This is a genomic window from Mycobacterium sp. NGS29 (assembly GCF_059812965.1).
Genome location: NZ_JCALDR010000005.1, coordinates 1 through 22,461, shown reverse-complemented (window position 1 = coordinate 22,461; position 22,461 = coordinate 1). Strand labels below are relative to the sequence as shown.

Genomic DNA, 22,461 nt, shown 5'->3' with positions numbered 1-22,461 from the left:
TCAGTGGATCCCTTCGGCGAGCGGCCCGAGCGCCAGCGCGGGCAGGAAGGTCAGCGCGACCAGGATGAGCGTCACCCCGACCACCAGCCCGACGAACTGTGGTCGGTGGGTGGGCAGGGTGCCGCGGGACTCCGGGGTAAAACCTTGGCGGGCAAGCGAACCGGCCAGGGCGAGGACCAGGATGATGGGGAGGAACCGGCCGAACACCATCGCCAGTCCCAGCGCGGTGTTGTACCAGACGGTGTTGGCGCTCAGACCGGCGAACGCCGAGCCGTTGTTGTTGGCTGCAGAGGTGAACGCGTAGAGCACCTCGGACAGCCCGTGCGGCCCGGAGTTGGCCATGCCGGCCCGTTGGCCGGGCAGCGCCATCGCGACGGCGGTTCCGACCAGCACGATGAGTGGCGTCACCAGGAAGTAGCTTGCCGCCAGCTTCATTTCGCGGGGGGTGATCTTTTTGCCGAGGTATTCCGGGGTGCGGCCAACCATCAACCCGGCGACGAAAACCGTCAGCACGGCCAGGATCAGGATGCCGTATAACCCCGAGCCGGTACCGCCGGGCGCGACCTCGCCCAGTTGCATGTTGAACATCGTCATCAGACCGCCCAGGCTGGTGTACGAGTCGTGCGTCGAGTCGACCGCACCGGTGGACGTCAGGGTGGTGGCGTCGGCGAAGATCGCCGAATCGATGACTCCGAAACGCTGTTCGACGCCCTCGCTGGCGGCACCGACGGCCGTCGGGACGGTGCCGTGGTGCTGCAGCTGGAACACCATCATCAGGGTGACGCTGAGCGTGGCCAACGCGCCGACGACCGCGGCGACCGCGTAGCCCTGTTTCTTGTTGCCCACCATCCGGCCGAAGGTGCGGGGCAGCGAGAAGGCGATGACGACCAACAGGAAGATCTCCACCCAGTTGGTCCACGCCGTCGGGTTCTCGAACGGGTGCGCGGAGTTGGCGTTGAAGAACCCGCCGCCGTTGGTGCCGAGCTCTTTGATCGCCTCCTGGCTGGCGACCGGACCGCCGGGAATAATCTGCGGCGCGCCGGCCAGTGTGCTGGCCACCTGGTCATGCAGGTGGAAATTCTGCACGGCGCCGCCGGCGACCAGGACGATCGCGCCGAGGATCGAGATCGGCAGCAGGATACGCACCGTACCCCGGGTCAGGTCCACCCAGAAGTTGCCGAGCTCCTCGGTGCGGTGGCGAGCGAATCCCCGGACCAGCGCGACGGCGACGGCCATGCCGACCGCGGCGGACAGAAAGTTCTGCACCGCCAACCCGGTCATCTGCACCAGGTGCCCCTGCGTCGATTCGCCCGAATAGGCCTGCCAGTTGGTGTTGGTGACGAAGCTGACCGCGGTGTTCCAGGCCAGCGCCGGACTCAGGTGGGTGGCCGGGTCGGACAGGTGCAGCGGCAGTCGGCTCTGACTGAGTTGCAATAGGTACAGAAAGACGACGCCGACCGCCGAGAATGCGAGCAGGCTGCGGGCGTAGGTCTTCCACGTCTGCTCGGCCGCGGGATCGGCGCCGACCATGCGGTAGACGAGTAGCTCTGCCCGAGAATGCTTGTCGGAGCTGTAGACGCGGTACATGTAGTCGCCCAGCGGGACGTGCACGGCCGCTATCGCGATCACCAGCAACGCCAGGAACAGCGCACCGGGGCCCATCAGAATTTCTCCGGATAGAGCAGGGCTGCCATCAGCAGCGCCGCGACCAAGACGGCCAGCACCAGGCCCACGGTGTTGGCGAAACTCATCTGTCCAACTTCAGCAATGCCCCGAGCGTGGCGAAGATCGCCACGGTCAGCGCGAGATAGGCCATCACCGACATCTCCGTCTCAACTTTCGCGCACGTGGACCCTCGGGGTGAGGGCCGGATCGAACGTTAGGCGCGACGGCGGCCCGGGGGCCGCGGCCTTGACGGTTTCTTTACGGAGTGGGCCGCGACCTTTACGGCGCAGGCAGCGGCGGCGCGTTAGGTGGCGTCGACCGGCGGATCGATCAGTGGCAGCCGCACCCGGAACACGGTCAGACCATTGGCGGATTCGGCGGCCACCGTGCCCTCGTGCGCCTTGACGATCGAGCTGACGATGGCCAGTCCCAGTCCGTGACCGGAACCGTTGGAACGTGCCTTATCGGCCCGGACGAACCGCTCGAACAGATAGGGAAGGACCTCCGGGTCGATGTCGGGTCCGTCGTCGGCGACCGTCAGCTCGACGTAGGGCCCGCCCGCGCCGTCAGGGTCGGGGTTGCCGGCGGCGTGGCAGGTGATGGCGGTGGTCACCGTGACGTCCGGGGGAGTGTGCACCCAGGCGTTGGTGAGCAGATTGCTCAACAGCTGGTGCAGCCGGGCGTGGTCCCCGTTCACCCACACCGGCACGTCGGGCAGCTTGGTGACCCAGCGGTGCGTGGGGGCGGCCACGGCCGCGTCGTTCACCGCGTTGATCACCAGATCGGCGAAGTCCAGCTCTTCGGTTTGCAGGTCCTGGCCCTCACCCAGCCGTGACAGCAGCAGCAGTTCGTCGACCAGGGACGCCATTCGCCGCGCCTCGGACTCGATGCGTGCCAGCGCGTACTCGGTGGTGGGCGGCAGATCGGAACTGTCCTGGCGGGTCAGCTCGGCGTAGCCCTGGATGGCCGCCAGCGGTGTGCGCAGCTCGTGGCTGGCATCGGTGATGAATTGGCGCATGCGCAAGTCGGATTCGACGCGGTGGGCCAGCGCGCTGTCGACGTTGTCGAGCAACTTGTTCAGGGTGTGCCCGACGATTCCGACTTCGTTGTCCGGGTCGGTGTCCTCCGGACGGACCCGCACCCTGATCTGGTGGTCGTCGTGCGCAAGCGGCATCGCCGCCACCTCCGCGGCGGTTGCGGCGACGCGGCTCAACGGCCGCAGCGCATAGCCCACCACCCACGCCGTCAAGGCGGCGGTGACCAGCAGTGCGGTGGCAACCAGGGCGGCGGTGGTGAGTTGCTTGCGGGAGATGATCGCCTCGGCGATGCTCAGCGAGACACCGACCACCAGGCGGTCGGATCCGGCGATGCGGCTGTCCACCTGATGCGGGCCGAGGGTGCCCAGATTCTCGACGCGCGACGAGCCGTCGGTCCACGACTGCGCTTCGATGGCGCGGATGACATCCGGTGGCGCCGGTCGTGGCTCGTCCTCGGAGAAGACGGCCGACGCGATGACCTTCCCGTCGCGAATCACGGCGATGAGGTTTCCGGGGGTCTGGCCGGTGAACTCCAGCAACGCCTGCGACACCGGCGGTATCCCGTTGTGAACCGAGGTGTGTTCCCCGTTGCGGTACCGCGCGTAGGCGTGGCTGAGCGCGTGCATCGATTCGGCGACTTCGGCGTCGTTCATGGCGGTGACGTAGCCGCGCAGCGTCCACACCGAGACGACGCCGACAGCCACCAGCACCACCGACACCACGCTCAGCACACCCAGCAGCAACTGACGGCGAAGCGAGCGCGGGAACCACCGCGGGGTGTAGCGATCCCCCGTCATGCCGAACTCATTCGGGTGGTCGGAGCATGTATCCAATCCCACGCACGGTGTGGATCATGGGCTCTCTGTCGGCGTCGATCTTCTTCCGCAAGTAGGAGATGTACAGATCGACGATGCTGGTGCGGCCGGCGAAGTCGTAGTTCCACACCCGATCGAGAATTTCGGTGCGGCTCAGGGCACGCCGCGGGTTGCGCATCAAGAAGCGCAGCAGTTCGAATTCGGTCGACGACAGCGACATCGGGGTGCCCCCGCGGGTCACCTCCCGGCTGGCTGCATCGAGCTTGAGGTCGCCGACCTTCAGGGACTCGTCGGCTGGTGGCGCCAGGTGGCTGGAGCGGCGCAGCAGCCCGCGCAACCGGGCGACCAGTTCCTCGAGGCTGAACGGCTTGGTCATGTAGTCGTCGGCACCCGCGGTCAGGCCGGTGACCCGGTCCATCACCGAGTCCCGGGCAGTGAGGAACAAGGTAGGTGTGTAGGTGTCGGATTCGCGCACCCGTTGCAGGATCTGCAGGCCGTCCACGTCGGGCAGCATGATGTCGAGGACCAGTACGTCCGGGCCGATCCGGTCGAACTTGGCGATGGCCTCGCGCCCATTGTGCGCGATCTCGACATCCCAGCCTTCGTAGTGCAGCGCCATCTTGACCAGATTGGTCAGAGCCGGTTCGTCGTCGACCAGCAACACTCGGATCGGCGAGCCGTCGGCCCGGTTGATTCGCGGCAGTTGCCCAAGAATTGCTTGGCGTGGACGTTGCGCGCGCCCGTATCCCGTCATTGCTGTCATATTCGAGCATTCTTTCAACCGCATATGTGGTTGTCACTGGCTTCATAGATTTCTCAAAACTAATGACCATGGTACGCGGCGGCCGCGGGACGATCGGATATGCGTTCGATATGCATCGAAGCGGTGCAGGCCATCCGCCGGAACTTCCAAAGACTCTGTGATAGAGCATGATTCATCGGTGGGGCAGGTTTCGCAACGGGCGATCCTGCTCCTTCGGGACCGTCGGCCGGCGACCGCTGGGAGATGTGCGCCGACGACCGGTGCTCGGTGTGCCGGCGGGTGTGGGTGAGTTCTGCCGGCCGGGTTCGACGGGGCTGGTACGGCTGCCGAAGGAGTCGGTCGAAGCGATGGGGCAGCAGGCCGGGGGCCCGGAAATTGCCGTTGCTGTAGCAAACTAACGACCTGGTCAATACAAACGCGCGTGGCCGCACCCCCGAAGGAATGCGGCCACACGTCGAGACGTGCCGGTGTGGTCTACCGGGATCGTCGCGTCAGCAGACGACCTGTTTGGGCATGACGATCGGCCGGACGCCGTAGCGCGGGCCGGCAGCGGCTCCGGCGCCCTTGGCGGCCGCGGCCATGCCCGGCATCCCAGCCATCATTCCCGGCGCCGCGGCTTCCCCGGCGACGGTCCAACCACTGCCCGCCAGCGCGGTTCCGGCGTTGGCGGCCACCGGAGCGGCCGCGGCCCAACTCGCCGGTACCGACAGGGTGCCCACCAGCGACGCTTCGCCCATGCTGGCGGCGGCGCCGGCTGCCCCCACGTCGCTGATCAGTCCCGCGGCCGCCCCTTCGGCCGCAATGGCACCCACCCCGGCCGCCTCGGCCGCGGCGGCAATGTTGCCGTCGATGGTGTGGGCGGCGAAGATCCCGTTGGGGATCGCGGCGAACATGAACCACGACGCCGTCACGCCGACCTGCTGGATGCCGTTGAAGATGAATGGGGTGCCCAAGAAGCCGTCGAGTGCCGTGATCAGGTCCTGTGCACCGGCCGGCAGCGCCTTATAGATGCCATCGCCGATCCCGGTTGCCCCGGTGAGCAAGTTGGACATTTCGCTCTGCAAACCGGTGACGATGTCGCCCAACCCGGCGGCGGGTCCCACCGCCTGCGCGGCGGCGACGGCGGCAGCCTGAGCTCCCGCGCCGCCGGGGTTGGTTTCCGGCGCCAACGGAGTCACCGGTTCCAAGATTCCCGCGACGGCCGAACTAGCCTGGTAGGTGGTCATCGCAAGGACGTCCTGGACCCACATCTCGAGGTACTGGGCCTCGGTTGCCATGATCGCCGGGGTGTTGATGCCCAGGAAGTTGGTGGCGACCAGGGTGGCCAACAGTGCGCGGTTTGCGGCGATCACCGCCGGGGGCACCGTGGCCGCGAAGGCGGCCTCGTAGGCAGCTGCCGAGGCGGAGGCTTGAATGCCGGCCTGCTCTGCCGCTGCCGCTGTCGAGGTCAGCCATGCCACGTAGGGCTGGGCTGCGGCGGCGGCCGCCGCCGACCCGGCGCCGGTCCACTGCTCGGTGGTCAGCGACGTGATGATCGACTCGTACTGGGTCGCGGTCGTGCTCAGCTCGGCGGCCAGGTTGTTCCACGCCGTCGCGGCCGCCATCAGCGGGCCGGCGCCTGCGCCGGCGTACATCAGCGCGGAGTTGACTTCCGGGGGGAATCCTAAGAAAGACATGTCCTATCCGTTTCTTTTAGTTTGATTCCGATTAGTGGCAGGCTCGGCGTGCGGGGCTTAGACGCTCACCGGTTTCGGCATGACGATGGGCTTGACCCCGTAGCGAGGTGCACCGAAACCGGCGCTGTTGCGGGCCGCCGACGCCACGCCAGGCATGCCGGGATAGAACGCGCCGGGTGCAGCCGCGGGCGCTGCGGTCGTCCAGCCGGCTCCGGAGAGCGCACCCGTGGTGGAACTCGACACCAGGGTGGTGCCCGCGGCCCAGCTCGGTGGCACCGACATCGAGCCGACCATCGCGGCCTCGCCGACCGCCGCGATCGGCGCGCCGCCGCTCACCGCGCTGACCGCTGAGGCGCCTTCGGCCGCGGTTGCGGCTTCGGCTGCCGCGGCAAGTTCTTCGGGGACGCCGTATCCCTCCGACATCAAGCCGCCGCTGGTCAGCCCGAGCATGTTCGACGAGGCCGAGGCGAAGTTACCGATCTCGTAGCTGGCGATGTTGGCCATGTTCCCCGAGAGGCTGAGGGGCTCACTGTTCACGCTTCCGACCGGTCCGCCGAGCAGCGTCGCAAGTTCGGTGAAGATGTCCGAGACGGGGTCGGAGGCCGCCGGGGCGGCGGCGGCGGAGCCGACGGCGTCCGCCAGAGTCGCCGCTGCGGCGTTCGCCGACTCCGATGACTCGTAGGTACCGCTGCTCATGCCGAGGGTCTGCACGAACTGTTCCTGAATTGCCTGAGCTTCGGCGGCAAGTTGCTGATACAGAGCGCCGTAGGCGGTGAAGATCCCGGACTGGATGATCGACACCTCGTCGGAAGCCGCGGGAGAAATGAAGGTGGTCGGGGCCGCCGCGCCCGCGTTCTGCGCCGCCAAAGCACTGCCGATGGCACCCAGCTGTGCCGCTGCGGCGGACAGTTCTGCAGGTACCGCTGTCAGGTATGACATCTGTTGCTCCTTGTATCCGGAAACATGGCCGACCTGTACTGCCCGTCGGCCCTGAGTGTTTGCGTAACGGCTGCTGTGCGTTGGCGTAACGCTAACGAGCTACTGCCCCACAGTTCCCGCCGAAGCGCACAGGGTGACGGACGTTTACGGCCTCTTAACGATCGCGTGGATGCTTTTAACAAGCTCTTGGCGGCTGATACGGCCGTGTCATATGCCCCAACGGGGTGGGCGCGCCTATTCAGATGCGCGGCGCGCCATCCTAGCGGAGTCCCCGCCCCGCCGCACATTGGCGTTGCGCGGCCGACGGCATGCCCGATCGGGGCGCATCGCACACTAGATTCACTCGCTGAGCCCCCATAGCCCAATTGGCAGAGGCAGCGGACTTAAAATCCGCCAAGTGTCGGTTCGAGTCCGACTGGGGGCACAGGGTTTGTGCTGGTAGACGAATTTTCTGGGAGGAATAGACGGGCTCGGCGGGCCTCTCGTCGCGGCGTCGACGCGGCCGACGGCGGGATCGCGGCGGCGAGGTCGACGCGGTAGCTAACTCGGGGTTTGCTTTTGAGAGTCAGTGATGTGGAAGTCGATGACGAGCCGAGGCAGAGCAAGCGGAGGGGTGTCGCTCCTCAACTGTTATTCGCACGTCGGCACGCGGTTCCAGTAGTGAACAGCCTGCATCCCGTTGATGGTGGTCCACTGGAAATTTTCGCCGGAGGGGTTGTGCGGCGTGGTGCTCCCGTCTGGGTAGCTGAGTACTACGTCGGAGTAGAACAAGACGGTGGCTGGGCATCCGCTGCTTATCGGTGAAGGTTGAGGATTCGACGCATGGATTTGAACCGCGTCGGTGTACCGCGCGCCCTCGGCGCAAGTCGGGTCGCAGTTGGTTTGGGTGTGCTCCTCGCCTGAGCCGTCAGCGCCGTTCGATCCCCAGGTCGTCCAAGTCAGATTGGACAGTGAGTGAAAACGGTAGTTGAGCGCAACGGTCGCGGGCTTTTCTCTCGCGGGTGTGTACCTGCTGTAGTGGGCAGGGAAGGCGTATTGGGTGCCCGGGAAGACGAAGTCCTGCGGTGTCGTCTGGGCCGGAGTGCACGGCGGAATGTACTGGGGTTCGTCGCCGGGGCCGGGGGTCGGGCAAGTCGGTAACGGTGTCCCGTTTGTGGTTGTCGGTGGCGCTGCCGTTGGCGGTGTGGAAGCCGCGCTCGCGGTCCTGTCGCATTGTCCGGTCGCGATTCGCTTTGCAATAATTTGCTGAATAGGAAGGCCATAGTCCTGCGCATAGCGGGGGTCTGGGGCTTCAACCCATTTGCCGTCCTCGTACAGCATTGTGTCGGTTGATTTGAACCCACTGAGGCCTGGCACGTCTAGGTAGATGCGGACAATAGCTCGCTCATCGCCATCCATTCGAACACCTTCGACCTTGATTGGGATACGGGTCTTGGTGCAGGCGGTTTGGAGAGTGACATAGTCGGACTGACTAATTTTTTCTCGGACCTGCTTGCTCATCATCAGCCAGACTCCGGCGAAGTCCTCCGAAGACAGCCTGTTCTTGATTTCCTGTGCCGCCGCAGTTGCAGCTTCCAGTGTCTTGGGCTCGCCACCCGATAGCTCAGTGGGTGCCTTGAGTCCGCAGCCGGACAGAAGAACAGCTAGAGTCACGCACGTAGCAACGATCTGAGCTCGCATAGTTGAAGAGCTTAGTCGCTTTCTAGTGCACGAATCCGCTGATCTAGGTGGCGATGTGTTCCCGCTGGCAAACTTGCTGGCGCAGCATCAGTCGCGGCAAGCCGGGCGCGCGTGTCAGCCCACCCGCTCGCCTGGATAGCCACGCGGCGCGTCACCTGGTTGCGGTCTGGCCTGCCGTACTCGCACGCTGAGGTCGTGGCTGCGGGTGAGCTCAACCGGCGGACAAGTCCCCCGATACCTTCCGCCCTGGCTTGGTGGCGCGTTCTCCTTGCCGGGCGGCACGAGTCCGGGTCCCCAGGAAAACTCGGACGGGTCGTCCGGTGTCCTGTCGTTCCAGAAGCCAAGGCGCTGGCGGAATGATCCGGTTGCCATGTTCGCCTACGTCTTGATCGTCGGCGGCGTGTAGCTGCCGTTCGTGGTTATCTGCATGACGACGGCTGCGCTGCGGTGTCGGACGCCGACGCCGAACCCACGTGCGTAAAACGAATCCTGTAGCGGGTAGGGTCCGCGGCCCGGAATATGGCGCAGCCCTTGGTATGCCGGGTTGACATGCTGGCGGAAGCCGATTGGGTTCATGTCCGAATCAAGTCCTCCTGTCGCGGCTACGATCACGTATCCGGCCGGCACATAATGGGACTCGATCAGCCAGGCGTCACCATAGCTGCCCAGGACTTGGAGGCCGTTGAAATCGGCGGGCGGAACCGCGCCAACGAGATGCTCAGTGGTGAAATAGGCCGGGGCGGCCTGAGACGGCACGAAATCCCACTTGGGCGTGGATGCGCCGCCGTAGTCCACGCCTGCCCGCCAGAAGGTCATGTCTTCAACCTCATTGGGGTGGGCGAGGATGATGAGTCGCCCACCCTGACTGCCAAAGCGGCCGTAGCCGTGTTCGGTGACGTGGTGGATCATGTCTTCGATGTCGGCGGAGTCGATGGTTGTCGAGCCGCTGGTGAGGTAGTGAGTGTGGTTGCCGGTGAATGTTTGGCCGAGGTGTTCGGGCGGCACCATCCCGTCACCGCACCATAGTCCGTAACACTTGTGTTGCCATTCATTGAAAGATTCTGCGGGATCGAGTAATCGACGCAGGATCGTGCCGGTGACGAGGCGGTTGTCTGCTTCGAATATGCGAGTTACTTGTGCGGTGACCTGCTCGGCCGTAGCAGCTCTGAGCCACCGCCAAGTCGTCCGCAAACTCTTGTCCCAATCCCGGAAGTTGTAGCCAAGGTGGAGATAGTCGGCGGGCTCGCGCAAGGAGGTCGGCACGCCGAATTCGGTTGCCAACTCGAAGGATTCGCTGGACATACTCTGCGGGATGATGTCGGCGACTGCGGTTGTCGGGTAGCTGAGCAGGCGAACCACAGCCGAGCGATGCCGGTTGTAAAGCGCCAGGGCGGTCCCGATCTCATCCCAAATCTTGTTCAGATCAACGCCGTCGGCCGTCTCGTTTACGAGCACGTCTCCGGAAGTGTTGAATCCCTTGCTATTTGCCATCTCGTCTCTCTCGCTTCCTATCGAAACGCTATTACGACGAGGGTATCGGAAAGTCGCGCCTCGGCGCCGAATCTCGTTCATCTACAACGTTATTGGTACCGAAACGGTCGGAATAGGACGGGCGCGGGACGGCCTAGAGCGATATAATCGAGCTACCGGCGAGAGGCGAAATATACATGGCTAGAACGCAATCAGTTGTGCGTGTCGCTCCACCACCGGAGTGGCTGCATTTGTCACACGTCCCGGACAAAACCGTCAGCGGTGCCGTCGAGTGGTACCGACAACTTGGCGTCGATGTCACTGAACGCTGGCTGAAGTCAGTTACCGACCGCAACGAACTCATGTGTCGGATCATCGCCGGTCGCCGCGTGTACAGCACCGAGGAATTGTGGCGGTTCATCGTCACCCGTCCCAGCCGTACAGCCGGGGCCGCTCGCTACAACCAACAGAAAGGCAACACAACACCATGAACATCAACGAATATGACCTCCGCGCGAAATACGGCATGGACCAACCCCCGCAGACCGACAACCCGCATGTGAACGCGATCCAGGTAGTCGAGCGCACCCGAGCGCTAGTAACGCGCGAGACCGACGACACCGCATGGCTTTTCGACCCAACTTGGAATCCCGCTATGTGGGAGCTGGCCAACCGGACCATGCGCGATATACACCAACAATTCGGCGACCGTATCGAGGCTGCGGCGGACTGCGACACGTTCCTTTACTACCCCTGCATCCCAGACCTCTATGTGTACGCCGATGCTATGGAACGGTTTTCGTACATGATCACGAAACGGGTGCCCTTGCCCGACGCTGTTGGGCGGCGCGGCTGCGACGTGCACCTTGCGCCTAGTGGGTGCAGCGGGCGTGCTGTGTACTTGCCGCTTGAGCGGGGCCAGTTCATCGTGGTGTTCAGCATCTGCAGAGCCTGCGACAGCTGGGCTCGGGAGACTGCTGAGACCAACTTCAAGCTGGGCGTCCTGGCCGCTCAAGCAGACTTGCCACCCGGCGCGCGGATCGACCCCGGCTCGGCGGTCCCGCCGAGTCTCTAGAGGGGGTCCGCGCGGGTCGCTCGTCGCGTCGGAGACCTGATGCGGAGCTTCGGACGGGGGATCGGATGCCTACGGTGCGGCAGCGCGTCTACGGGCTCGGCGGGGTCTTGCGTCGGTGTGGTGCTCGCGCTATGGTCCTTGCGTTGGCTGACACGGCAGCCTTCCGATATCGACACTTGAGACCGCAGCTCCACGTCGCGGGTGACGCAGGAAACAAGCTGGCCGCAGCCAGACGCTAATCGATCCGGACGATATGGGCCGGACATGCGCACGTCTTATAGAGGCAATTGACCTTTGGGCGTGCGCTTTCTCGTTCTCCAGGGGTCTGTAAATTCACACAACCCTAAAGGAGAGAACACATGTCTGCCGATACCGACTTGGTAGTCAGTGAGTTAGACGCCATACAGGAACGGATCCAAAAAAGCGGAACGGAAAGCATCATCGCCCGTTGGGAGTTCGGGCGTGTCCTGCGGGCGCATATACCAATAGGCAAGAAGCAACTGCCGAAAGATCTGCGGGGTCAGATCACCGCGAAGTACAAGTTGGAAGCCTCGGAAATCACCCGCCGAAGGCGACTGGCCGAGAAGTTCACCACCAAGCTCGAAATTGAGCACGCGTGCACAAAACACGGCGGCTCCTGGCGGCGGATCATCGCCGAGGAACTGCGGAAGAGCCCGACACCACGAACCGAGACCCGATGGGGAGACCGCGTCAAGGCGAAGCTCGATACGTGGCTGCAAGAAGCTGGTGAATCCGACGAGCGCGCCAATGAACTATCTGAGCTGCTGAGGTCAAGCCTGCGCGCGTTGGACGATGGCGCTGAGGAGACGGCAGCATGACTGAGACCTCTTGGAAGGACCGTGCCAAGGCGAAAGTGGATGACCTCGCCTCAGAGGCTGGTGACCACCACCGGGACGACCTAGTTGCCGTTCTGAGGGCATCGCTCCACAAGCTGAACCACGCTAACGGGAAGGGGAAGGTGCAGCCGCGCAAAATCATTCGCGTTCTTGATGACCCAGCCCCGGTGACCGGCATATCCCTTTACCGTTGCAATGGCTGCGGCGAAGAGGACCGCGGCAATGATCGCGACCGACGGCACATGGCTTGGCGCGAGCGGCACTGGGCCAACTGTTGGCCAGACTAAATATGTTGCAGCGTAGCCGATTTCGGCTCGTCTTTACGTCGGCGCGTCGGCGGCGGTTCGGGTAAGCTTTAGGTATCCGTCCCGTCGCCGGGTCGGCGAAAACTGAAGAAAAGTCCCGGCTAACACGGTGGTCGCTGCTCGAACGCGGTCGCTGAACGGCTACGTAGCCGACTTGGAGAAGGTAACGGGGCACTCCGAAACGCCACCCCGCGCAACCGTGCGCGGTGAATACGCATTTCGGAGGAAACATGGACATTGATCCTGATGATGTCGCAAACCTGAACCAGGAGGCGGCATTTCAAAAGCTACGTGAGTGGAAATATCCCGTAACGCGGCGCACCATCAAGTACGCGGTACTGCGGCGTGAGCTTGAGCCAAGTCGCTTCGGCAACGGAAATTATCTGAGCGCCAACGACCTGCGACGGTGGGTGGAGTCGCGCCGACAGGCAGGCGTCTACCGGCTGGCTGAGGATGCGCCGCGGTGAAGGTGCCGCCTCAGACCAAGTATCGCTACTTGGCGCCGATGTATTTGCGAGCGGGCTACCCAGCACCGATCCCTTTACCGCAACATCAAAAGGGACCACCTCCAACCGGTTTCACCGGAAGCAATAACACGGCACCGCCGTCCGCAGAGCAGATTGAAAAGTGGATTCGGAAACGCGGCGACGACGGCATCGGGTTCGTGCTGCAGGATGGCTGGTTGCTCATCGACGTTGACAATTACGCCAAGGGTAAGTGGCCGGCCCGGCACTGGGGCGGCGACGATGGCGGAGGCGCGGGAACGCGCGGGTTGCGATCTGCCACGAGGACCGAAGTTACGCAACCGAACTGACGGAAGTGAGAAGCGACTTTTCTGGGTGCAGACTGGGCTGAAGTTCCGTAAGAGCCTTGGTCCGTGCGTGGACATCGTTACCCCGACGCATAGGTATGTGAACGTCGGGATCAATCCTCATACAGGCAACGCCGAGCAGTGGTTCGACGTCGACGACAAGCCGTTGGGTGCGCCACCACCGATCGAGTCGCAGAGAAGGCTGCCGGACGCCTGGCTGCCCCTGGTTATCCAGGGATGGAGTGACGAGGCGACGCCACTGGCGTCCGACGCGCAGGCCCAAGCCTGGCTCGATGCCATGCCGGATGGTCCGATGGGCGCCTTAGTCCGCGAGACACTCAACGACGCGCTAATTGGCCTTGATGGGCGTTGGGGCAGTCGCCACGATCATGCGCAAGAACAGGTCCGATGGTTGGTTCAGATGGGCGCGGCGGGGCTTCGCGGAGTGCCGGCGGCACTCGCGCTGCTGAAAGACCAGTACATCGAAGCAGTCAAAGATGATCGCCGTGGGGGTGCTCGACAAGCGGCCCGAGAGTTCGACGGCTATGAAAGTGCTTTCGTGCACTGGGGTGCGCGAATGTGCCGGTCGGATGTATTCGACACGCTTCGACGGCTTGAGCACACCGGTGTAGACGGTTGGCAACCACGAATTGAAGCGCCTGACGCGGGCCGCGAGGGGAAGGACAGTGACGAAGACGTGGGTGTACGCGAGAGACGCATCGAGGAACTCGCCGACAAGTTTGAGGAGCAGGCAGAAGCCCGTCGCCGCGTGGCAGAACGAAAGGCGCGAGCGCTTGTCAATGTCAGCTCAGATCGGTTCGCCGACGGCTGGACGTTCTTAACGAGTATCGCGGAAACGCAAGCATTGTGGGGTGAAGGTGGACGCGTCTTATGGGCACCCGGAGAGGGGCTGATGATCGTTGGTCCGCAAGGTGTTGGCAAGAGCACTATCGTCCAACAATTGGTCTTGGCGCGAATGGGGCTGCTAGGCAATGAACTATTCGGGTACCTGGTGGAACCGGATCACCGACCCATCCTGTATCTAGCGATGGATCGCCCTCGGCAGATTGCGCGGTCGATGTTGCGGATGATCGAGGTGAAAGACCGCGAGCTATTGCGTAACCAACTCATCTTCTGGGATGGGCGACCACCAATCATGGCGAATGAAGCACCGGACGCGTTCGCGGAATGGGTTGCTAAGCATGGCCGTGACCCCGGAATGTTGATAATCGACTCGGTCAAGGACGTATGCAGTGGCCTGAATAAGGATGAGGACGGCATCGGCTTCAATGCTGCGATTCAGGCGGTGATCCGTGATGGGACTGAGGTCGTATCACTTCATCACCAACGGAAGGCCAACGCGGACAACCGGAAACCCGACAAGCTTGCGGATGTATATGGGAGCAACTGGCTGACGGCCGGACAAGGCTCTGTGCTTCTGCTCTGGGGTGAGGCTGGAGCGAAGTCGGTGGAGCTAAGTCACCTCAAGCAACCACAAGAACGGATACCGCCGGTCATCATCAACCACAAGCACGCACGCGGGGAGTCTGCGGCGAGCGACCCGTATGAGCGATTGTGTGAACTTGCGACGACTGCTGGTGAAGTCGGGATCACCGAAGCCGAGGCGGTGCACGCACTTTTTGATATCAGCAAGCTTGATGACGGCTACGACAACGCCAAGAAATCAGTTCGGCGGCGGCTAGACAAATTGGTGGCCGAAATTCGACTCGCTTACACGGCCGGTTCCCGTGGCGGCGCCGGTGGGGGTGGATCGCCAGCTCGATGGACCTTAGCCACCAGAGAGACCGGGTAACGCTATGACTCGGAAAACGCCTGTTCGGAGGCGATACCCGAAGCGGGAGACGCTCGGGAGCGATACCCGCACGTTAACCGGAGGCCCACCGGGAGGCGCATCGAGTAACGGAAAACGCCTGATAGAGAACGATACCCGATACGGGAAACGCTACCGGGCTTCGTCTAGCCGAGTCGGCGATACCCGCTCCGCCCTCCCTTTAGGGCGGGTATCGACCGCTCGCCGCCGTCGCCGAACGGTCGTCGATAAGAACAATTCCCATTCAGCGTCGCCCGGCCACACTACTTTCAGTAAGAGATTGGACGGCGGGCACTGCATCAACTGCGGAGCCATAAAGGATCGCGACCCTTCAAGGACGGTAAACCAGCATTTCACACCCGGAACCATCGCGAAAACCATCGAAAACGGCAAGAACAGGAGCAAGTAATGGGCTGCACAGAAGTCTACTCGGAGGACTGGTGGACGGCGCACGACAACGAAAACCGTTGCGTCGCACATAGTTCCAGAACAGGTGACCAGTGTCTGAAGGCGGCCATTCGCGGCGGGACCGTGTGTCGGTTTCACGGTGGCGCGGCCGGCCATGTGAAGCGAAAAGCCAAGGAACGGCTTGAGCTTGCCGCAGACCGTATGGCGCGCGAACTGCTCGGCATGGCCACGGGAGCCGAATCAGAAGCTGTCAAGCTCAACGCGATTCGGGACGCCTTGGACCGCGCGGGGCTCGGCGCCAAATCCGAAGTGTCCGTGGAGCTCAAGCCATACGAACGACTCTTGGAAGACATTGCCGGCATCGCAACGATATCCCGCGCCGAGCACCGATCCCACAAGGGCGCTTACGTTATCGAAGCCGAGGTCGTCGAGCCCGCCGACGCGAGCGACCCCGCGCGCGGCCCCGAGCGGTCCGGAGACGCGATGCGAGGCCCCGAGGCGGGCGACGTACCCGGCGGCGATATGCCGCGCGCGAGCGGCGGGCTCATGACGTTGGAGGACGCCGCCGAAGCCCGATGCCAAGCGCGGAAGAAAAGTCGCTGGTAGAGTTAAAAAGCCAGTTCAAGGCCAGATATAAGTTTGCTGCTGGCGTAGAATTTGAGGCGAAAGGCGGAACCGACCGGTTAGGCCCCAACCCCGAATGGAGACGACATGGAAACGAAGCTGTTCTTCGGGTACTCGCGGGTGAGCACCCTTGAGCAAGCCGACAGTCGGAACGGGCTGGAAGCCCAGCGATCGGCCATCGACGCCGAGGCCGTGCGGCGCGGATGGACGGTGGAACACCACGCCGACGAAGGCGCCAGCGGCAAGTTCATCAACGCCAACCTGCAGGAGGCGTTGCAGCTGTTGGCTTCTGGGCAAGGCGACGGGCTGATCGTGGCGAAGCTCGACCGCCTCGCGCGCTCAATAGTTCATGCCGCCAACATAATTGACGCAGCACAAGCACAGGGATGGTCACTGGTCGTGCTCGACATCAACCTGGACCTGTCGACAGCTGCGGGCCGCATGATGGCGCGGACCGTGGTCAACTTCGCCGAGTACGAGCGCGAGTTGATCAGCGAGCGCACCAAGGCAGGCCTAGCCGCCAAGAAGGCGCGCGGCGAGCGCATTGGGCGGCCACGTCTCGCAACCGCTGGCGTCGTGCGGCGCATCGTGCTCGACCGCAACGCAGGCCTCAGCTTCGGTCGCATCGCCCGCGCCCTGGAGGCCGAGGCCATCCTCAGCCCAGCTGGCCGGCCAACGTGGCAGGTGTCCACGGTGCGCCGCATTTATCAGAGTGCAACGGCTACAAGTGATTTGGAGGCGGCATCATGAGCCAACCACGCCGAAACGGGGGTATAGGGGCAATTTGGTGGGCTGTCCTCTCCGCGTAACGTGCACAAATTTCGATCACAAGCGAGCAAGGAGCTATGACCACATGGCCTACGTACGAGCCCACGAGACCAAGCAGAAGCGCAACGGTAAACCGATCAAGACGTACGCGGTCGTCTGGCGAGAGCCGGTGCGCGACGACTTCGGCTTGCCCACAGGGCAGGTGCGTGCGCGGCGCGAGACCTACTTCACCCGTGAGGCCGCAGAAGCTCGCCGCGACGAACTCAACTCCGCCCGGCACACGACCGGCACCAGCGCCCTGGCCGAACAGCGCAAGGCGGGGGAATTGCCGTTTGGCTACTACGCGCGGGGTTGGCTCGACGCTCAGGCATTGAAGGTGGCCCAGGGCAAGCTCAAACAGCGCACGGTGGACGAGTACGACCGGCTGCTGCGGTGCTATGTGCTGGGGAAGCTAGGCGGTACCGCCATCGCCGCAATTGGCCCCGCCCATTGCGAGGGGATGCTTTCCGCGTTGGTCCGGCAGTCGTCACGCCAAGGCGACCGTAAGCCGCTTACACCCGGCACCGTTAAACACGTCTGGGACGTTCTGCGGCGGGTGTTGCGGTACGCCGTGCACCACGGCGCGATAGTCACGAACCCGACCGACCGCGTGGACTTCTCCGCAAGCCGCGCGACCGGCGACCACACCCGTTTCGAGCACCACCCGCTGACCGCCGAGCAGGTTGGCCGGCTATCCGCTGCTGTCGCGGGGATTGTACCCGGTCTGCCTGCGTACCCGGCGTACGCGCTCATGGTTGAGTTCATGGCCTATACCGGGCTCCGTGTTGCGGAAATCAGCGGATTGGAAGTCGGTGACCTCGTATTCGCGCCGGGGCCGCGCTGCTCGGTGAATGTGCGCCGAACCAAGGACCGCAAGGACGGCCAGTGGGTCGTCGGAACACTCAAGAGCAAGAAGTCTCGCCGCACGGTCCCTCTTCCGCCTTGGCTAACCGAGCGGATGACGGACTACCTCACGACCAACCACCCGCGTGCGAACGAGTCGACTGCGCCGCTGTGGCCGTCACGCAATAACGGCGGTGGGTACCGCGCGAAGGGCGAGCGGTATGTAGTCCCGCTGAACTGGTGCCACCCCCTCGCCATGGGTACCTTTTACGACACCATTCTTAAGCCTGCCCTGGAGGCCGTAGGGCTGCCGGCGAGCCGTGCCGCGACCGCGACTGCGCCCGCGACCCGAGGCGTGCGGCTCCACGACCTCCGGCACACGTTCGCGGTGCTACAGCTCTCGGCGGGCACACACTTCATGCAGGTATCAAAGTGGCTAGGGCACAGCACCTTCACGCTGACTCTCGACACGTACGGCGACTACATCCCTGAGCAAGACGGCGGGGCCGCAAATACGCTGCCCGAACCACCTGCCCCAGCGCCTGTCGTAGAGACGGCGGACAATGTAGTGAGATTACTTGAGCGGAAGGCTAACTAGCGGGGTCGACCGGCGGGATGGCAACTTCTGTTGAATTTCCTTCGAGTAAAGGGAGATTTAATCTTTCTCGACATCGAAATAGTAGTGACGGCTCGCATCGTTGGGACGGTCTCGCGCGATCAGTTGCTCGCGCTCGAGTTTCTCGCCGAACTTCGCGACCTTTTGAACATAGCAGCCGACATCGTCAGCAACCTGCCTTGCGGCGAGCTTGTCTGCACGCTTAGCAGAGCGTATCGCACCGATAATTTTAATTTCTTCCTCAGTGTAAGGGGTGTCATTTCTGTGTTCCACAACAACCTCGAGGTCAGCCCGGTCATCGGGACAAAATTGCAAGCGAGAACCGCCGAGCATGAGCTGAGACTCTGTGTAAATTTTATCGCAACAGGTGCAGCGAAAGCTAGCCATTTGGCCAGCCTCATAAAATCGGTCATACTCCTGCAAAGTGGAGTCGTAGGCAAATCGTTGCTGGCGGATGACGTTCTTGTCGTCGCCCCAGCCAAGATTGTTTTCTAAGGCGATCCCGTAATCAAACGAATAAAGGCTCCGATTAACACGCTCTTTCTTGGTCGTTCGTCCCTTCTCTAAGAGATGGACAAGAAAAAACATGTTCAGGAAGCGAAGTCGTTCTTCATTCTTGGGCAGCACCATGAAGTGGCTTGCGGGGCTGTCCGGATTTTTCCTGCGTTCCTGAGAGGCGCGCACAAGTAGAGAGTCCCATATGTCGGGAACATGCTCGGGTATTGCCACTCCATTACGCGCAGCCCCCGTCATTTGGTTCATATATGCGTTGGACGCATACCTGATACCATAGTCGAGGTCGGTACGACGGATTCGGCCCCTCGGAGATTGCCTCGCGCGCGACCAGGCCTGCTTCAGCACGATACCGATTGTGCGAGGAACGCCCATCGCCGACCGTGTGAGTTCTCGATATGCGTCTTCGGGAGCGTCGAACATCCTACTGCCCGGTGATTGAGTATAAGCCTGTATCCGCTGCTCAATTATCATCTCTGTGAGCTGTGTCAGCTGGTCCATTGCGGCGGTCAAAGAACCACTTCGCCCTACAAAGGCGTCTAAGTCCAACGAAAGTTCAAACAAGTCACGTTGCAAAATAATCGATGACCCGAGTTGATAGTTGTCGGTAATTGCTCCCAATTTAATGTACACACCCGAATGGTTTCCGAGCATCTTCTTCAGCAGGGTGGTAAACCGTTGCTGCAGGTCTAGGTGGAGAGATGAAAACTCATCGATAAATATTAAGAAATACGGGATTTGCGCCGCAGTTCGTAGATCACCAATTACGCGAAGTATATCGGCTACGGAAAGTCGGTAATGAATGTTTTCTCGATTCTTGACTTCTGACATGGTGGAGAGACTGTCGTCCGCACCTAGATTGCCGCTGAGCTTCGCGGCCGATGCGGTCAGCGAAGCCGAAATGTCAGCCTTATCAGTATGCGACTGTTTGACCTCGGAACGCTTTTCTACTATGCCAGACTTATTGACAAACCGCGGAAGTCCTGTAGTCAAAACGGAGACTAACTTAGAAAGTTCCGTGTTGACGGCGACGGCCTTTTTCATTTCTCCGTTTCGAAAGAGCCGATCGATTAGCGTGGGCTCTTTGGCCAGAGCCGGCCAAGACCGCAGCAGCTCTTCTTTCAGTGCATCGCACAGCTCGGCTACAAACGCAAATTCGAAGGTTTCGTAGTCGCTGGACGCCGTCGAACTTAGGGATTGGCACTTTTCTAGATCGAGATACACGCCGAGCGTGCGCGGTCGCGCACTAGTTTCAGTTGGGCCCCAGGAGCGCATGCATTCAACAAGCGCTCTATACAGAAGAGTTGTCTTTCCGGTGCCGCGTCGGCCGACTATTAATTGGTCAGTCGGGCCTACGATGTCCTTCATGTAACCCATGTAGTCGACGTAATAGTCGGCCAAGAGGCTCAGTTTATCTGTATCAGCGAGCGGAATATAGTCTGTTCGCAACATTGAATTAAAGGCATCTTCGATGTTCTGATTCTGAGTCACGAAGAGGTTCCCCCAAGAGCTATCGAAATACTGTTACTCCACACGTTAGTGGAGAGCCCGCGAGATGTCTCTGGCTTGGAAGTAAGCAGTCGGTGTGTCCGAGCTTCGGCCGTGTCCTGCGGTTCCGTAGCTAACTGCCGCGCCCGGGTCTCGTCGCGGCGCGAACGCGGCGGCCGGGGGCGGTTCTAGGGCGAATCGGAGCCGTACCGGAGGCGTACTTGCAACGCCAAAAACGGCCGTCTATCAGGCAGTATGGCCGCTTCGGCGAAGTGTTTCCCGTGGTCGCCGGAAGCGGCTCGCCCCTTCTTAAAATCCGCCAAGTGTCGGTTCGAGTCCGACTGGGGGCACAATGTGTGTGCAGGTCGAGCGGATGTCACCGGATCCTGTTTCCCGCTTCATCGAACTTCGCTTGTGCTGTGCCTTCGTCGTGACACGAAGAACTGCGCAGCAGGGTCAAGTCCTCCACTCCGGTCTGGTCAGACTTCCGCCTGAGACAGCACCTGACGCTGCTGGCGGCTAAGAAGTTTGGCTGACCCGGCGCCACGCCTTGCCGCACTAGCAGTTCCACCGCGGCCGGCTGACCCCACCGGTTGTTGACGACGGTTGAAGTTCCGGCCAGGCGCGACGGTTGAAAAGTAGGCCACCCAATCAGATTGGATGGGTGATCTCCTTGGAAGACTGGGCCTTGATCCGGCATCTTCATCGCAGCGAGGGTTTGTCGCAGCGGGCCATCGCACGACAGCTCGGCATTGCGCGGGACACGGTGGCCAGGGCGCTGGCCAGTGATGGTCCACCGAAGTACGAGCGGCCCGCGGTGCCGTCGGCGATCAACGAGGTGGAGCCACGGATTCGGGCCTTGTTATCGGCGTATCCACAGCTGCCGGCGACGGTGATCGCCGAGCGGGTCGGCTGGACCGGCTCGATCTCCTGGTTTCGGGAGCGGGTCCGGGCGGTCCGCCCGGAGTACCTGCCGGCGGATCCGGTCGACCGCCTCGAGCATCCGCCGGGGCGGGTGATTCAGTGCGATCTGTGGTTCCCCGCACCCAAGATTGCGGTCGGGTTCGGCCAGGAGGCGATGCTGCCGGTGTTGGTGATGGTGGCCGCGTTCTCCCGGTTCATCGCCGCGGTGATGCTGCCCTCGCGCCAGACGATGGATCTGGTGGCTGGGATGTGGCAGCTGCTCTCGGGCTGTTTCGCCGCGGTTCCGCGTGAGCTGTGGTGGGACAACGAAGCCGGGATCGGACGTCGGGGCCGGTTGACCGATCCGGTTACCGCGTTGGTGGGCACGTTGGGGTCGCGGTTGGTGCAACTCAAACCCTATGACCCCGAATCCAAGGGGATGGTCGAGCGAGCTAACCGGTATCTGGAGACGTCGTTTCTGCCGGGTCGCAGCTTCACCTCACCGCAGGACTTCAATGATCAACTCCAGCAATGGCTTCCGGTCGCCAACAGTCGTCGAGTGCGGGTCCTCGATGGTCGTCCGATCGATTTCCTGGATGCCGACCGAGCTCAGATGCTGAGGTTGCCGCCGGTGCCGCCGGTCACCGAGACGGTGACCTCGGTGCGGCTGGGACGCGATTACTACGTGCGGGTGGCCGGAAACGACTACTCCGTGGATCCGGCGGCGATCGGCCAGATCGTCGACGTGACCACCACCTTGGCCCACGTGACCGTGAGCCGGGCAGGGCGCCTGCTGGCGGCACACGAACGCTGCTGGGCGGCGCGACAAACCCTCACCGACCCCGCCCACGTTGCCGCTGCCGCAACGCTGCGCCAGCAGTTTCAAGCCGGGCCGACGCCGCAGGCGGGCGCTCATCTACTGCGCGATCTGGCCGACTACGACCGCGCATTTGGTGTCGACTTCGGCACGGGCACAGACGTTTCCGATGGTGAGGTGGCTTGATCATGGCCGACGATCCGCTCAAGGCCTGCCTGCACTACGCCCAGGCCCTCAAAGCACCACGCATCCGCGACTCCGCCGCCCGACTGGCCGAACAGGCCCGCGACGCCGGCTGGACGCACGAAGAGTATCTGGCGGCGGTGCTCTCTCGGGAGGTCGCGGCCCGCGAGGCCTCCGGTGCGGCGATCCGCATCCGCTCGGCGGGGTTCCCGACCCGCAAATCGTTGGAGGACTTCAACTTCGATCACCAGCCCGCGTTGAATCGGGACATGATCGCCCACCTGGGCACAGGGGCGTTCCTGGCCAAGGCCTCCAACGTGGTGCTGCTCGGTCCG

Annotated in this window: 19 protein-coding genes and 1 tRNA gene; 11 read left to right on the top strand and 9 right to left on the bottom strand. The window is 62.7% G+C overall.

All coding sequences use genetic code 11. The features are described from left to right. The 6 genes from kdpA to AC5Y5Z_RS08500 form a co-directional block, all read right to left on the bottom strand. Positions 1–1,662, bottom strand: coding sequence for a potassium-transporting ATPase subunit KdpA (gene kdpA / locus AC5Y5Z_RS08525; protein ID WP_499924633.1), 1,662 nt, complete (start codon positions 1,660–1,662; stop codon positions 1–3). After that, a complete protein-coding gene (locus AC5Y5Z_RS08520) occupies positions 1,662–1,751 on the bottom strand; it encodes a potassium-transporting ATPase subunit F (RefSeq protein WP_463827484.1) in 90 nt (29 codons plus the stop codon). Before AC5Y5Z_RS08520 ends, kdpA begins: the two co-directional genes overlap by 1 nt. A 218-nt stretch (positions 1,752–1,969) precedes the next feature. Then, positions 1,970–3,499: a sensor histidine kinase gene (locus AC5Y5Z_RS08515; RefSeq protein WP_463827485.1), complete on the bottom strand. Its 1,530-nt coding sequence runs from the start codon at positions 3,497–3,499 to the stop codon at positions 1,970–1,972. A 7-nt stretch (positions 3,500–3,506) separates the two neighbouring features. Next, a complete protein-coding gene (locus AC5Y5Z_RS08510) occupies positions 3,507–4,280 on the bottom strand; it encodes a response regulator transcription factor (protein ID WP_463827486.1) in 774 nt (257 codons plus the stop codon). 491 nt (positions 4,281–4,771) lie between these two features. Next, positions 4,772–5,956, bottom strand: coding sequence for a PPE family protein (locus AC5Y5Z_RS08505; RefSeq protein ID WP_463827487.1), 1,185 nt, complete (start codon positions 5,954–5,956; stop codon positions 4,772–4,774). Between the two features lie 57 nt (positions 5,957–6,013). Then, entirely contained in the window at positions 6,014–6,895 is an 882-nt protein-coding gene (locus AC5Y5Z_RS08500; RefSeq protein WP_499924630.1) for a PPE family protein, SVP subgroup, read from the bottom strand. A 350-nt stretch (positions 6,896–7,245) separates the two neighbouring features. Here AC5Y5Z_RS08500 and AC5Y5Z_RS08495 point away from each other — a divergent pair. Then, positions 7,246–7,319: transfer RNA gene (locus AC5Y5Z_RS08495), tRNA-Leu, on the top strand. 206 nt (positions 7,320–7,525) lie between these two features. Here AC5Y5Z_RS08495 and AC5Y5Z_RS08490 read toward each other — a convergent pair. After that, positions 7,526–8,575 carry a hypothetical protein gene (locus AC5Y5Z_RS08490; RefSeq protein WP_499924628.1) on the bottom strand — a complete coding sequence of 350 codons (1,050 nt, stop codon included), beginning with the start codon at positions 8,573–8,575 and terminating at the stop codon, positions 7,526–7,528. A 378-nt stretch (positions 8,576–8,953) separates the two neighbouring features. Then, the gene (locus tag AC5Y5Z_RS08485) at positions 8,954–10,066 is read right to left on the bottom strand and encodes a hypothetical protein (RefSeq protein WP_499924627.1); all 1,113 of its coding nucleotides are present in this window, start codon (positions 10,064–10,066) and stop codon (positions 8,954–8,956) included. A 466-nt stretch (positions 10,067–10,532) separates the two neighbouring features. Here AC5Y5Z_RS08485 and AC5Y5Z_RS08480 point away from each other — a divergent pair, with 466 nt between their 5' ends. The 8 genes from AC5Y5Z_RS08480 to AC5Y5Z_RS08445 all read left to right on the top strand — a co-directional run bounded on the left by AC5Y5Z_RS08480 (position 10,533) and on the right by AC5Y5Z_RS08445 (position 18,204). Further along, a complete protein-coding gene (locus AC5Y5Z_RS08480; protein WP_499924626.1) occupies positions 10,533–11,120 on the top strand; it encodes a hypothetical protein in 588 nt (195 codons plus the stop codon). Positions 11,121–11,479: 359 nt separating this feature from the next. Then, on the top strand, positions 11,480–11,959 hold the full coding sequence (locus AC5Y5Z_RS08475) for a hypothetical protein (protein WP_499924625.1): 480 nt from the start codon (positions 11,480–11,482) through the stop codon (positions 11,957–11,959). 553 nt (positions 11,960–12,512) lie between these two features. Next, the gene (locus AC5Y5Z_RS08470; protein WP_499924623.1) at positions 12,513–12,749 is read left to right on the top strand and encodes a hypothetical protein; all 237 of its coding nucleotides are present in this window, start codon (positions 12,513–12,515) and stop codon (positions 12,747–12,749) included. Next, positions 12,746–13,096: a bifunctional DNA primase/polymerase gene (locus tag AC5Y5Z_RS08465; RefSeq protein ID WP_499924621.1), complete on the top strand. Its 351-nt coding sequence runs from the start codon at positions 12,746–12,748 to the stop codon at positions 13,094–13,096. The genes AC5Y5Z_RS08470 and AC5Y5Z_RS08465 overlap by 4 nt, the downstream gene beginning before the upstream one ends. 67 nt (positions 13,097–13,163) lie before the next feature. Beyond that, positions 13,164–14,906 (top strand): AAA family ATPase, encoded by a 1,743-nt coding sequence (locus AC5Y5Z_RS08460; RefSeq protein ID WP_499924619.1) that lies wholly within the window; start codon positions 13,164–13,166, stop codon positions 14,904–14,906. A gap of 426 nt (positions 14,907–15,332) precedes the next feature. Beyond that, positions 15,333–15,938: a hypothetical protein gene (locus AC5Y5Z_RS08455; protein WP_499924617.1), complete on the top strand. Its 606-nt coding sequence runs from the start codon at positions 15,333–15,335 to the stop codon at positions 15,936–15,938. A 105-nt stretch (positions 15,939–16,043) separates the two neighbouring features. Continuing rightward, the gene (locus tag AC5Y5Z_RS08450) at positions 16,044–16,706 is read left to right on the top strand and encodes a recombinase family protein (protein WP_499924615.1); all 663 of its coding nucleotides are present in this window, start codon (positions 16,044–16,046) and stop codon (positions 16,704–16,706) included. 103 nt (positions 16,707–16,809) lie between these two features. Next, entirely contained in the window at positions 16,810–18,204 is a 1,395-nt protein-coding gene (locus AC5Y5Z_RS08445) for a tyrosine-type recombinase/integrase (RefSeq protein ID WP_499924613.1), read from the top strand. A 57-nt stretch (positions 18,205–18,261) separates the two neighbouring features. Here AC5Y5Z_RS08445 and AC5Y5Z_RS08440 read toward each other — a convergent pair whose 3' ends face one another. Beyond that, complete coding sequence (locus AC5Y5Z_RS08440) at positions 18,262–20,226, bottom strand: ORC-CDC6 family AAA ATPase (RefSeq protein WP_499924611.1); 1,965 nt, start codon at positions 20,224–20,226, stop codon at positions 18,262–18,264. 661 nt (positions 20,227–20,887) lie between these two features. Here AC5Y5Z_RS08440 and istA point away from each other — a divergent pair. After that, entirely contained in the window at positions 20,888–22,129 is a 1,242-nt protein-coding gene (istA, locus tag AC5Y5Z_RS08435) for an IS21 family transposase (protein WP_499924609.1), read from the top strand. A 2-nt stretch (positions 22,130–22,131) separates the two neighbouring features. Further along, positions 22,132–22,461, top strand: a 330-nt coding sequence (locus AC5Y5Z_RS08430) for an ATP-binding protein (RefSeq protein ID WP_499924607.1), incomplete at its 3' end; no start/stop codon positions are given.